The sequence below is a fragment of the Paraburkholderia sp. CI3 genome, from assembly GCF_050436505.1.
In the GTDB taxonomy this organism is placed as follows: domain Bacteria; phylum Pseudomonadota; class Gammaproteobacteria; order Burkholderiales; family Burkholderiaceae; genus Paraburkholderia; species Paraburkholderia tuberum.
The window spans coordinates 4,048,825-4,062,097 of sequence record NZ_JBNDMI010000004.1 but is presented as its reverse complement, the minus strand read 5'-3'; the positions used below and the strand labels follow the sequence as shown (position 1 = coordinate 4,062,097).

General features: G+C 58.9%; 7 protein-coding genes and 1 pseudogene. 6 read left to right on the top strand and 2 right to left on the bottom strand.

Going from position 1 to position 13,273, the window contains the following annotated elements:
* Positions 1-322: 322 nt before the first annotated feature.
* Positions 323-525, bottom strand: a pseudogene (locus OKW29_RS40120) (SOS response-associated peptidase family protein); the annotation flags it as partial.
* A gap of 872 nt (positions 526-1,397) precedes the next feature.
* Here OKW29_RS40120 and OKW29_RS40115 point away from each other — a divergent pair.
* The 6 genes from OKW29_RS40115 to OKW29_RS40090 all read left to right on the top strand — a co-directional run bounded on the left by OKW29_RS40115 (position 1,398) and on the right by OKW29_RS40090 (position 8,823).
* Positions 1,398-2,072 (top strand): vWA domain-containing protein, encoded by a 675-nt coding sequence (locus OKW29_RS40115; RefSeq protein ID WP_429294778.1) that lies wholly within the window; start codon positions 1,398-1,400, stop codon positions 2,070-2,072.
* Entirely contained in the window at positions 2,069-2,833 is a 765-nt protein-coding gene (locus OKW29_RS40110; protein ID WP_429294777.1) for a PP2C family serine/threonine-protein phosphatase, read from the top strand. The genes OKW29_RS40115 and OKW29_RS40110 overlap by 4 nt, the downstream gene beginning before the upstream one ends.
* The gene (locus tag OKW29_RS40105; RefSeq protein WP_429294776.1) at positions 2,834-4,777 is read left to right on the top strand and encodes a helix-hairpin-helix domain-containing protein; all 1,944 of its coding nucleotides are present in this window, start codon (positions 2,834-2,836) and stop codon (positions 4,775-4,777) included.
* 191 nt (positions 4,778-4,968) lie between these two features.
* Positions 4,969-6,468, top strand: coding sequence for a J domain-containing protein (locus OKW29_RS40100; protein WP_429294775.1), 1,500 nt, complete (start codon positions 4,969-4,971; stop codon positions 6,466-6,468).
* Positions 6,465-7,709 carry a hypothetical protein gene (locus tag OKW29_RS40095; RefSeq protein WP_429294774.1) on the top strand — a complete coding sequence of 415 codons (1,245 nt, stop codon included), beginning with the start codon at positions 6,465-6,467 and terminating at the stop codon, positions 7,707-7,709. The genes OKW29_RS40100 and OKW29_RS40095 overlap by 4 nt, the downstream gene beginning before the upstream one ends.
* 217 nt (positions 7,710-7,926) lie before the next feature.
* Entirely contained in the window at positions 7,927-8,823 is an 897-nt protein-coding gene (locus OKW29_RS40090) for a DUF2971 domain-containing protein (protein WP_429294773.1), read from the top strand.
* Positions 8,824-8,990: 167 nt separating this feature from the next.
* On the opposite strand, the gene OKW29_RS40085 is transcribed toward OKW29_RS40090, so the two are convergent.
* Positions 8,991-13,103 (bottom strand): hypothetical protein, encoded by a 4,113-nt coding sequence (locus OKW29_RS40085; protein ID WP_429294772.1) that lies wholly within the window; start codon positions 13,101-13,103, stop codon positions 8,991-8,993.
* Positions 13,104-13,273 lie beyond the last annotated feature (170 nt).

Below are 13,273 nucleotides of genomic sequence, written 5' to 3'. Positions count from 1 at the left end.
CCCCAAAGCGTTCCGCTTGACCGTCTTCTCTCAATTTGATTTTGCCGCCGACCCGCTGTGCTCTATGTGCCGAACAGGCACCCAGAATATGGGCTTTTTATGGAATCGAGTGATACCGTTCCGACAGCAGTCGCGCCCCCGCTGCATAATCTCATATCGGCGCAGAAGCTAGCGACAGCACGTATCAAAAAACTATGGGCAGTTCATCTGCAGATGTCTAAGTTTAAAACGCACCGATTCTGCCGAACTAGCAACGGGATTCGGAATCGAAGAGAACCGCAAACGATTGCGAGCGCACGTGGAAGTCTTCATGTGCTACACGTCAAGCAGTCAGTCGATGTCGTAGTACGGTCGCTCCTTGTCATCGAGGATGGCGTACGAGGTCGCGAGGTTCGACGGGTCCGGGTTCAGCCACGCGTCAATGTTCTCAGGCCTAATGGAAATAATGCAACGGCCATGGTCGGCCGCTATAACTTCTGTGGGTGGCTCGTCGGCTATGGTAGCAAATGACAACAAATCGGCGCATGCCGGCGTTGCCACTCACCCCGGTGCCAGGCCCATGCCGAGAAACCGCGTCTCCGTGAATGACAGCCCGTCGACGCGATTTCTGGCGTTCGTGCAGCCCTCAATCGCGTGGGATAGGTTCGCCATAAAATCCGCTCCGGTTTCGGAGGCGGCATCGCGCTCACCATTTCGCGCAGCGTCCTGGCCGGCACCTTTTTATTCGGCTGCTCGGGCACGCGCGTGAGCCGCCGGTACTGGTTCTTAAGCTCCAACTCATCGAACGCTTCCCGCATGGCCATCCCGATTAGCTCGAGATATACGGCCGGGTGATAGCCGAAAAGGCCTAGCATCTGGACAGGCGCCGGTTGACCCTCAAACGGGTATCGGCAGTAAAGTTGCGCGCTCAATCACGGTTAGGTCCACGGGGTCGTTTCGAAGAAGGCCGATGCTCTCTTAAAACCGGTTATCCAACAAGGCTAGTTCGGCACGCGAGTAGTGTTGCGCGTGCTGTCCGCGCGCGCAACGGATTGCCTTTCTCGGCAGGGAGAACGGGTATCGCCGCGCTGCCTCCGTTACGTGATGCGCTTTCCAAGCACGCGGCAGCGGCACACGGAAAATCTCTTCTCTCTTGCCACGAGGCCCGTTGGCGGCAGTTAGAGTGACCTTGTACGGCAGAATCCACAGGTTCGTATTCAACTGGCATCATCGTGGCGCGCCGGCCTGAGCTGGAACTGAGAGATTTTCGCCGTGCCGTCAGCGCGGCAACCCCCTTCGAACGGGCCGATTTGATTCGCACCTGCTTGGTTCTTTGCTTGCCGGCGCGGAAAACAACTTTTCTATGCCTGTTCGTCTGGCTATGATTGTGGGCATTACATAAACACGGGGGAAGTGCGATGTCGGATAACCAGTTTTCCAGTCAGGTGCCGTTCGGCACCGACAGCTTTGCAGATAATCCCGAGCCGCGCTGCCCCTGCCTGCTGCTGCTCGACACATCCGCCTCCATGCGTGGGGCGCCCATCAACGAGCTCAACGCAGGGCTTGCCACCTTCAAGGATGATTTGGCCGCAGACACGCTGGCGATGAAGCGTGTGGAAGTGGCGGTCGTGACCTTTGGGCCGGCGCAAATTCGAAACACCTTCCAGACCGCCCCTAATTTCATTCCACCCATTCTGGAAGCAACGGGGGATACGCCGATGGGCTCGGCCATCAAGCAGGGGCTCGAACTGCTGCGCCAGCGCAAGGACGAATACCGCGCAAACGGCATCGCGTTCTATCGCCCTTGGGTGTTCCTGATTACAGATGGTGCGCCGACCGATGACTGGCAGGCGGCCGCCGCTCTCGTTCGCGAAGGCGAAACCGCCAAGTCCTTCGCGTTCTTTGCGGTCGCCGTGGGCAATGCGAACACGGACGTTCTGAAGCAGATTTCTGCACGTGACCCGGTCAAGCTCGAGGGACTGAAATTCCGCGAGCTGTTCCAGTGGCTCTCGAACTCGATGAAGTCCGTATCGCAGTCGACGCCCGGGGACAAGGTCGCACTTGCTTCGCCAGCCGGTTGGGCGGAAGTGTGAGCTGGCGTGCCATTGGCGCGAGCGTTATCGGCACCTCTCACGAAGCGGGCGACGGATACTGCCAGGACTCGTGCCTCACCAGCGTGGTGAGCGGCCACGACGGAGCCTCCTTTCTCGTCTGCCTTGTGTCTGACGGTGCGGGCAGCGCGCGCTTCGCCGCGCAGGGCTCCGCTCTGGCCTGCTCGACAACAATGGCGAGCATCGAGGCCACATTGCAAAGCGGTGAGACGCTTGACCGGGAAGCGGCTGTTGGCTGGCTGGAAGCCGTGCGCAGTGCCATCCTGGCTGCTGCCGATGAGGCACAGGGGACCTCACGGGATTACGCCTGCACACTTCTTGGTGCCGTCGTGGGCGAAGGCGACGCGCTCTTTTTCCAGATTGGCGATGGCGCGATAGTTGTAACGAACCCAGCGGCACAAGGGGTCGTGTTCTGGCCCGAAGAGGGTCCGTACGTGAACATGACGCGCTTCGTGACCGACGAGGACGCGTCGTCGAATCTGGAGGTCGTGGCGGCCGCAATGCAGGTCGAAGAAGTCGCGCTCTTCAGCGATGGGCTCCAGCGGCTCGCATTGTCTTTTGAGAGCCGGATGCCGCACCACCCGTTCTTCGACCCGATGTTCACCGTGCTGAGAGGCAAGCGACCTGAAGAGTGTGAGGAGCTTTGCGACCATCTTGCGCAGTTCCTTGGCAGTCCGGCCATCAACGAGCGGACCGACGATGACAAGACGCTGGTGATGGCCGCACGCGGCGGGGCCGCATAAATGGAATATTACGACGGGCAGGGGCGGCGCATCGCACTGGGACGATTGTTGGGGAGAGGAGGAGAAGGCTCGGTCCACGAGGTGCCGTCCATTGGACAGAACGTAGTGGCGAAGGTCTATCACGCCCCCCTTGCGCACGACAAACAGTCAAAGCTGCGGACGATGATTGCGGCCTTAGATGACCGCCTCAAAGACATTGCTGCGTGGCCAATCCAGACACTCCATCCCAGCGCCAACGGGCCTGTTCGTGGCTTTCTCATGCCACGGGCGTCCAACGCCGAACCGCTTCACCACCTATACGGGCCGGCACACCGCAAGCAGCAGTTCCCAAGCGCCGACTGGGCATTCCTGGTGAACGCGGCGCGCAACGTCGCAGCCGCCTTTTCTACCATCCACGCGAGTGGCTGCGTGATTGGTGATGTAAATCCGAATCTGGTGTTTGTCGGCCGCAACTCGCTAGCGCGGCTCATCGACTGCGACTCGTTTCAGATTCCCAACGGGAAAGCGCCTTATCTCTGCGAGGTAGGGGTGCCACACTTCACGGCGCCAGAGCTTCAGGGCCTGTCCAGCTTCCAAGGGCTTCTGCGGACCCCGAACCACGACAACTTCGGGCTCGCGCTGCTCGTCTTTCACCTTCTGCTGTTGGGTCGGCACCCGTTCTTCGGCGTCTACTCGGGCCAGAGCGATATGCCGCCAGAGAAGGCCATCCAGGAATTCCGGTATGCGTACACGATGCCAGCCGGCAAGCGAGGCATGCGCCCGCCGCCCAATACGGTCGGACCGGAAATCCTGCCACCAGCGATGGCGGCGATGTTCGAGCGGGCATTTTCGGAAGATGGCGCGAAGCTAGGCGGCCGACCCACGGCGACAGACTGGATTACGGCGCTCAATGGGCTCAAGGGACAGCTGCGTGAATGCGCAACGGACCCGGCGCACCGGTACTACGGCGGCCTCGGAAGCTGCCCGTGGTGCGAGCTCGAACGACAGACTGGCTACGTTGCTTTTCTCGGCGTCGTGTCTATTGCGCCAGCGGCCGGAGCTGCGGGTTCGAGTTTTCACATTGGGCAGGTCTGGGCAGCCATCACTGGTGTTCCATCACCTGGCACCGCGCCTGCGCCGGCGTTCGTGAGACCCGCCGACATGAAGGCAAAGCCTCCGCCCGCTGAGCTTAGAGCTGCAAGAATGTGGCGACTTGTGCGTCGCTGTGCCGCAGTCGGACTCGTGATGCTTGGCATCTTCGGGGTTCAGCACCTGCTGTTTGGCGTGTTGATTGTGGCGGCCGTTCTCTTTTTTGGCTGGAACAAGGAGCAGCCCGAGGTGGGCCGGCGCAAGGATGCACTTGCTAGCGCCAAGCAAATATCGGCAGCAGCCTGGTCCCAGTGGAGCCGAATCGCCACGGATAAGCTCTTTCAGGAAAAGCTCGCGGAACTCAGGCAGACGCGCGATGAGTACGAGGACCTTGGCAATCGGTTCACTTCAGACCGCAACAAGCTGCAGGCCAACATCCGTGAGCTTCAGCTTCGCAAGTACCTGGAGCAATTCTTCATCTCGGACCACGACATCCCGGGCATTGGACCGGTGCGCAAGGCCACGCTGTCGTCATTCGGCATCGAGTCTGCTGCGGACATTTCCTGGAACCGGGTCAAGGCCATCTCTGGCTTTGGCGAGCAGCTCACGCGCGAACTTGTCGGGTGGCGCAAGCGCCTCGAAGGGCGGTTTGTTTTCGACCCGGCGAAGGGCGTTGACCCTGCGGACATCGCCGTGCTGCAACAACGCTACACACAGCTCCGAGGCCAGCTGGAAACACAGTTGAAGGCGGGCCCGGAAGCGCTCCGGCAAATTCGTTTGAAGCTTGAGCAGCAGCGCAAGATGGTGCTAGGGATGGTGCTCAACGCGGACCAGCAGGTGGCTCAGGCTGAGCTCGACCTCAAGGTTGTGCAGTAGCGTTCTAGGTCTGCGCGGCAGGATTTCTTCGAACGACATCAGAGGCCAGCAGGGGATTTGCCGCTTTTCGTGAAAGCATTTTTCAGGCTGTTTTTTGTCCTCGTGGTGGGTAGTGAACGCCAGAGTTCCTTGTAAACTTGCATACGAAACAGTGCAGAAGACTGCGCGGACAGGAGCGTTCGGGGATTGGCATGACGGAAAATTACTATGGCATCTTGAGCGTCAGGGAAGACGCTTCGACGGCCGAAATCAACCAGGCCTACAGGTACGCGGCGCCGAAGGTCCATCCCGCCTATGCTGAGCGGAATCCGCTGGACGCCTCCCGCCGCTTCGCAGACCTCGCACGCGCCTGGCACGTTTTGTCCGACGAGACACGGCGCGGCGCCTATGATGTCCAGCGCCACCCGGGCAGAACGTCCCCTTCTTCCAACACCTCCCTTGGCTCCGTAGACCCAGAAAAAGCGTTTGCCAGCAGCATGGTCGAATGGGCCATGGAGCTGTGCGGCCAGGGCTACTCGAGTCAGCGGATTGAAGACCTGCTGCTCCTGCACGAGTGTCCTGCTCACATCGCCGCGTCGGTCGCGGCCCTGTTTACAGCAGGGAGTGCGGCATCGGCGGCTGGCACGCGGGTGGGAGTCTCACCGACGGTCAGCTTGCAAAACCAGTTCCCCGGCCTCGGGTCTTACTCTTCAGCACCTGCTGCCACCAAATCCCAGAGCGACCGTGTCCATGCCATTATTGGCACTCTTATTTTGATTGGGCTACTGGCGATATTATTCAGCGTCATCGACCAGTCCGCAAAGCGGTCGCTTACGCGCACTCCGCAGGCGTCACCATCCGTACACGCTGCCTCGGCTCCGCCGGTCGCGAGCATGCCTCTAGCTGGCCCGGGTCCTTACGCCTTTATGGCCTCAGTACCTGAGCTGGTAGCGCCTGACACCGTCGAGGGAACGGCTACTCGCGCGGCCACCTCCTTCCACCTGTTGGCGAACACGCAACGGCCTTCCTCTGACAGTGGCTCCTTCAACACGAAGGTCGCACTGCGCGTTCCCCTTCCGTATGGGAAACAGGTTCTCTACCTCTTGCAGTCTGTTCCGAATAACCAAAACCCTTACGAGTGTCACGCGTGCTCTGTTGTCGTATCGTCCGCAGTCACGACGGTCGGCAAGAAGGGCGATGAGTCCGTGACAACGCCGCTGCAGGACCTGGACCTCATGGGTACCTGGGGGAAGTACGACTTCTCGACCGTCGCGCTGGTTGAGCTTGGCAGGAGACACCTGGGCCTCGTTTTCGAAGACGGGTTTATGGGGATGGGGGAAACTGACCGGTACATCAGCGTGTTCAGCGTTGAGCCCAAGGGCCTGCGTAAGGTCTTTGGATTCCGCTCCTCTCGCGATAACACGGCTACCGCTGGATGTATGCAAAACAAAGCCACATGCGAGCGCTACGTGATGAGCCCACGTTTTGTCCGGGACGGCAGAAGCACTTGGTATCCGTTGGAAATATCCATCGCGGGACTGACACCGGACGCCAGCGGCAACCGAGTGCCAGTCAGCGGCACGAGGCTACTTCACTTCGACGGCAACGCATACGTACTCGACAAACCCAAAGACGACGCTGCCTCGTCGACCGCTTCCTCAACGGGTCCTGTTGCGGCTTCGACAGTGGACACCGCTGGAGCACAGCAATGAAGATGCTCTCGACGCTTTTATTTCTGCTCCCGGTGCTTGGTCTGTGGTCGAGTCCCGCGTCGGCGCAGTACGACCGGAATCTGGCAGCATGCCTGTCCGGAGCTGCCCCGTACATGTGCCATCACGAACTGCTCACACCCGAGCAGGCTCAGGCGGTCAGGCAGGCCGAACTGGCAAAGAACTACGCCACTTGCAGCACCGGAAGCGCTCCGTATTTGTGCAAACACGAGTGGCTCACGCCTGAACAGGCCGAGACGGTGAGGCAGGCCGAACTGGCAAAGAACTACGCCACTTGTAGCACCGGAAGCGCTCCGTATCTGTGCAAACATGAGTGGCTCACGCCTGAGCAAGCTGAGACGGCGAGGCAGGCGGAGCTTGGACAGAATTACGCGGTCTGCAGCACCGGAAGTTCCCCGTTCCTATGCAAGCATGAGTTGCTGACGCCCGCACAACGCGCCACGGTCGACGAGGCCGAGCGACGCGTCAACTTCACGACCTGCATACGGGGCATCTCGCCCTTCCTATGCAAGCACAACCTGCTCACACCACAGCAGGCCGCTGAAGTTCGGCAGGCTGAGCATAGTGTAAATCGCCAGACCTGCGCCAACCCCGCACTTCAGTTCAACTGTCATCGGGACTGGCTGGCTGAAGACAACGCCTCAGCGCAAGGACAGGCGTATGCGCCGGCTCAAACGGCAGGACAGACGCCGCTCGAGCAAAACTACGCCACCTGCATCAAAGGAACGCTTTCATCGCTTTGCGACCATAGCCTGCTGACGCCGCCGGAAGCAACAGAAGTGCGGCAGGTCGAGCACCAGATTAACCGCCGGGCGTGCGAGACGCCGTCGCTGCAGTGGAGCTGCCATCGAGACTGGCTCGCAGAAGATGACCGTGACGCTGCCCGACAGGCTGTACAGAAGTCCGCGCAGAACGCAGCGCCTACGGCCCCTGCGGGAACCGGCGCGTCCTCGCCTTCCCCAGTGGCAAATCTGGGTCCTTCCGTTGTCACGCCAGACACTCCGGTGAACACACCCGTGAAGCCGCGCTGTGAAGCATTCTGGCTGGGGGCAGTCGAGACGAACGGCGACTATGCATTCCTCTCCGACTACACACGGCTTAGGCCTGCGGCCGATAGCGACAAGACAATCCTGCGGGAATGGCATCGAGGCCAGCGGCTTGTGCGCTGTGGGCCGCGGCTGACCAACAAGGAGACCAATCAGAGCATTGATGTTTCCGGCTAGGCTAGGTCAAAGCTTGTCTTGGTCCAACACCGCCTCATATTTGACGGGTGGTTTGCCGCTCGGGGTTTCTGACAACAACCTCATTTCGTCAATGTGACGAACCCTACCCGCCTGGACAACGCGGTACCGCGGGGGCGGAGCAGACGTAGAATACGGCCGGGGCACGGTCTGACGCACAATGCGTCACACTTTCATTGCACACCGACGCGAGGCACCGATGGCGAAAAATCTTCTCCACAAGTACGTCAACATCGCCACGCTGAAGCGGATACTCGGAGGGTCCATCCGCATGACCCAGCCGGGTGCATTTAACGACCCGTTCGAACTTCTGCCGGAGATAATCGTTCGAGCGGACCAGGCGGATGAACAAGTTAGTTTCTCGTTTGACATTCTCGCTCCCCGGCGCACGAATCCGTTGGAAGCGGTTGTCCAGTTGAATGATGGACATGTAGCCAGCGACATTACTTCACGACACATACTTGACCAACTCAATCAGCAAGTTGGTATTCTTTGTTTGTCGAAGTCGCCCAACTCAATTTTGTTGTGGTCGCACTACGCCGACCAGTATCAGGGCGGGGTCATCTCTTTCGATGCCAACCACGAGTTCTTCATTGGTCAAATTCCGGTCGATTACGTTGAAGAGCGGCCGAAGAAGCACATCGACTCTTACAAATCCGAACATGTTCCATTGGCAGAGCTTTGCGCGAAATCTGTCGAATGGCAGTATGAACAGGAGGTGCGAATTATTCGCGCCCTTCGCGACTGTAAGAAGACGGAGCATCTCGACCAACGAGGTTTCCCCGTTTTCACCGCGGACGTTCCTCAAGAAGCCGTCGTGACCGTTGCGCTAGGCGAAAGGACTCCGGTCGCCGAGCAGAAAGAGATTTATCAGCTGCTGCGAAAGACCAAAATCGGTTTGACGCTGTCGGCCGTCGATAACGTAGGTTACGGATTCCGACAGGAGATTATTTTGTATCCCGGCGAATTCCGGAATCCCACTGTGTCTCCGCGGACTGCCCACCTATTTGTCGATTCGAACTCGTTCTACGCTGAAACAGCCCGCTGGATGATTGATAACCATCCAGCGAGCGCGCTCGTCAACAAGACGGTTTAGGCCGCTCCTCTGGAACACGACGAGGCTTTCTCGGCGTCGAGGCTATCCGGTGCGTCGTGTCACGCTGATTACATGAATAAGGAGTTCGTCTATGCGGATGCTGAAACAAAAACAAGCACCGTCGCAGCCGCCATGAAAACGTGAAGGGGTGCCAGGAGGCTTGTCCCTTAAAAGGTCTCCTTCCTGGATAGGCTACGCGACAAGTCGATAACAAGACCGACGATATGCCCGGCATATTCAACCGGCATGAGCGTACTCATCATTTCTGCCATCTGCTCGGCCGTCTTCGGCTTTTCCTTGTTCGGTCCCACCTTCGTTTTGTGACCAAACCAGAGAATGATGAACACGCCTACTCCTTCAGCATCTGGATTGCGCATGTAGCGAGGCTCGAGTTGGTCACGCCAGGCGTACCATAGCTCGCTATGGTTGTCCTTTTTAATCTCTACGGGAACGATTCGACGATTGCTTTGGACGATGATGCTGGTCTGCATGTCCGCGCGCTTCTCCGCGGCGGCGAGACTCTCCTTCTCGATTTGCACCGACTTCAGCGCCATCGGGCCACGCAGTAACGTGAGCAACACGTCCCGGCAAGCATTCTCGTTTTTCGGAGTGAAGACACCGTTTTTGTCTTTGTCATAGAACAAGTCCAGCTGATTCGTCTCTTCGAAATGGATTTTCCTTGCAATATGAACGAGCTGGTCGCGCAACAGCTCAGCCATATCTCTCGAGTTCGTGGGCGCATTGTTGGCAAGAACATTTGCGACCTCGACCGGCGTCGGCGGTACGTATTGGTGATTTTCGAGGTTCCGGCCTTGCTGGAAAAACAAAGCGCCAAGCCACATCCGCCATGAATCCATCTGAGGGTCTTGACGCAGCTCGTGCAGTGCCAGTCCTGCAGCGGGCAACATAGATGCCCCGAGAAGGTGAGCAAGTCGTTGCAGCACGGCGCTCTGATGGTCGTATGGTGCGTTGTAGTCGTCGTCGGCGGCTGATGTAGACGCAGTCGTTGTCGACGCAAGCACCCGAATGATGCGAGCAACGATGGCCGGATGCGCCGCCAGCGCGTCGTGGACGCTTTGTCCTCTCTGCTCGATTGCTGTCGCCAGCTGATGTGGTCCGTCTGCTCGACTCGCTGCCTCAGTCTCGATGTCGTCAATTTGGCTTTCAGGGTCCACGACGAACAGTCCCATTTGCACCGCCAACCGGAATTTGGCGCTCAGCTCCGACCTCGAAAGAAGAGTCCCCAACGCAGTTGATATAGCAACTCGTGGCAGATGTTGCTCGGCTCCCGGAACCAGGACCGCGTTGAAGAAATGGAGCAAACGTTCGTCTGGGTCTGCCGGCATAGTACCGAGAACGCGTGGCAGAAGCTTCGTGGCCAAGATTTTTGGGGCTTCTATGTCTCTCAGGAAGCGAAGGGCGTCGACGTTGGGAGCCCGACCATCTTTGAGCTGCCCTTCCCAGCAGGCGAGCATCAGGTCCGAAACCTGGCCGGGATTATGTTCGGCCAGTGCCCGTAGCCAGTCAGGAAGCGGCGCCTCAGCATCCAACATGTAGAAGCCGACCAAAGCTTCGACGACGCTCTGCTTCCACGACGTCACGTCAGCACCGTCGGAAAAACAAAGTCTCGCCGCGAGCAATGCAGGATAAGACGAGATGTACGAGTGCCCCGCCTTGCGGCCCACTGAGATAATCTTGCTTAGGGATGGCAGGTCGTCGGCGACGACGAGCCGCTTCAATGCCTCTATTGCCTGCTCTGCGACGCCAATGTCTACCACCAGCAGGTCGGCCACTCGGTGCAACGACGTTTCACCTTTGATGTTTGAGAACATCTCGCTATAGGCTAACGCAATTTCCCGTACCAGCCAGGCATCGTTGTTCCCAGTCAAAAGACCGCGCAGGCGTTCCCCGAAATTGCTTTGCCTTTCCGCGCGCTCCTTTAGGCGACGGCTCTCGACCTGCTGTTTGAGTTCGGATTCCCGTCGTTGCCAGGAGTCGAGCTGCCAAGCCGTGTTCCGCTGCAGCCACTGCTCGGCCTGTGGCCATCGCTTTCGGTTTGCCGCTACCCACTCTTCGAGCGCCTCCAACGTGATGTCGAACCGCTCAGCTAGGTTCACGGCAGCGAATGATGCCCGGTCAACGCAGTTCTCAACGAACACTACATCGGCAGAAGCGCTAGCCTGCACAAGAAGCCACCTATACCAGTCCGCGGGGCGTTTTGCATCGAATAGACAGGTCTCGAGGTCGTGGACGCGGATGGCCCTCGAGTCTTCTGGGATTTGCGCAAGGCCCTCCATGACAAGCCGTCGTTGCATCTCGGGGCGATTGCTTAACCAGTCACTCAGGAACTTAATTGCTGACGACTCGAGCCCAGGTGAGCCGTATTTGTTGAGTCCCATCGAGAACCACTTCCAAAGTTGCGGTTCCGGAATCGCCTCGCCCTCGGCCTCTACTGCGCGCACCAGCACCTTTGCAGCAACCTCGCGAGTCACGTCGTATGCCCGAGAGGACGGGTCGACGTCGTCGCGCGCGGCCGGCGCTGAGAGGAGCTCGTGGAGTGCCTCAATCGCTGGTACCAAATCCTCGTCCGGAAGGCGACGATTGAACTCGACCGCCCAGAACATCCTGAACTGACCGATTAGATTGGACTGCTTCGCTGGCCTGCAACACGCAAGAACTTCTTTCACCGACAAATGCTTGGGGTAAAGGCAGTCCAGCAGCTCGCCGAGGACCTCGTCGTTCGAGTCCCTCACCGCTCCCGACGAAACATCACGCAGCAGGCGCCGAGCGGCGTCCGGTTCGAACGCCCCGTCGCGGAGCCACGCCGCGACCGCGCCAAGCCGCACTCTTTGCGCTCGAGTTTCGTCTCGAGCCATCTCGTTGAAAGTGACTGCAAGGCTTGTAAACGTCTCGCCGTAACGAATCGCGTCGAGAATACATACGACCAGGGCTTCGTGGCCAGGGTCTCGAGATTCGTCTTGGAGGAAATGGGCGAATGTAGCCTCCATGTCTGCGGTGCCGAGCGCTCCGAAGGGATGCGCCTCCCAGTTTTCATTTCGAAACCATGGATTTTCGGTCGCCACTCGCTGCAACGCGATGAGCAGATTTGTCTTCTGCCCGATAGAGAACGGCTTGACGTCGCCATAGAGCACCAAACCTAATGGGTCGTGTGCGGCGAGCAGCTCCCTGTCCTTGACACAGAATAGCGTCAACCAAGCATAAACACCCCTGAGCGCATCCACCGTCTGCGCGCCGGCGATGCTCATCACGGCGATTACCCGCTGCAAAGGAAGGCCCTCCCGGGTAACAAGGTCTCCGATTGCCCGGCCTGCGAGGTATTCGCCGACCGTCCGGTGCACCGGCATCCGCAAATCTCCGTCAGCGGAGAAAAGCTTGGTATCAAGGGCAGCCATAGCAACTGCTTTATCGACGTTCAGGCCCGACGGCAAATCGTCAACATGAAACACACCGTCTACCGGCGTATCGGTCGCTCCTATCTGAATCGCCGAGCTGTTCGATAGCAGCATTACTGCGGCCAGTCGTCCAGCTGCTGACGTGAGGCTCTCGGTACTCATCAAATTTTGATTGGAGCGGCTCATCCGATGAACGGGATTGTGCTCCCGCACCAGAAGATTGCACGCGGCCGCGTAGGTGGCGCTGCGACTCTGCGGCCAGTCGTCCTTCTGGACGACGTCAATCAACAGCTTCAACAGGAGCGGATTGGCGAGAAGTGGAGCTAGTTTTCGCGCTCGGGCCTCCTCCAGAAACGCAATCGGGTCGACCGCGCTGGATGAACGCAAGCCGGCAAGAAGTTTAAGAACCTCGTCTTCATTCAGGGGATTCAACCATAGCGTTTCCACCGTATCAGATGGCGATACGGCTTGCAGGTCTACATCTCCACTGCGGACCCAGTCCGCCTCGCGGCACGATAGCCGAAAGCGTGGACATCCGGCCTTTTGCAAAGCACGGCGAATTTCATCGAGTGCGGTGAACGGCGAAACCGAGTCGGTACGGCGCTCATCCAACGAATCGATGAACAAGGTCTTCCCTTTCGCGGCCGCGGGCAACTCCAGTACCGCAAAGTCGCGCGCGGTCATGTAATACGCCGCGTCGCCCATGCGTTTCGCCTCCGCCTTGAAGGCTGTCGTCTTCCCGGACCCGGGCTCGCCGAGCAAGACATAGGCGTCGAGATGCCCCCAGTCTGAAAGAGACCGTGAGTGACTTCCCGATTCTCGGCTCTTGAGTGTTGCGCTGCGTTCGATGAAAAATTCGTCTGTCATATTGTTCAGGGGAGGACGACGGCCCTTCGAAATCGAGCAGGACCAGCCGAACCTGATGTTAAGAAGACCAATCGCGAAGCCATACCACTATGGACCAAAGATACAGGTCCAGCGTTCGCGCAATGAAGCGCCGCCAGGGGCCTGCAAGCGCTGGCACTACTACAGCCGGC

Bases quoted from the DNA above. Each gene is read 5' to 3' on its own strand.
- OKW29_RS40115 (WP_429294778.1), top strand. From the start codon at position 1,398: ATGTCGGATAACCAGTTTTCCAGTCAGGTGCCGTTCGGCACCGACAGC.
- OKW29_RS40105 (WP_429294776.1), top strand. From the start codon at position 2,834: ATGGAATATTACGACGGGCAGGGGCGGCGCATCGCACTGGGACGATTG.
- OKW29_RS40100 (WP_429294775.1), top strand. From the start codon at position 4,969: ATGACGGAAAATTACTATGGCATCTTGAGCGTCAGGGAAGACGCTTCG.
- OKW29_RS40095 (WP_429294774.1), top strand. From the start codon at position 6,465: ATGAAGATGCTCTCGACGCTTTTATTTCTGCTCCCGGTGCTTGGTCTG.
- OKW29_RS40090 (WP_429294773.1), top strand. From the start codon at position 7,927: ATGGCGAAAAATCTTCTCCACAAGTACGTCAACATCGCCACGCTGAAG.
- OKW29_RS40085 (WP_429294772.1), bottom strand. From the start codon at position 13,103: ATGACAGACGAATTTTTCATCGAACGCAGCGCAACACTCAAGAGCCGA.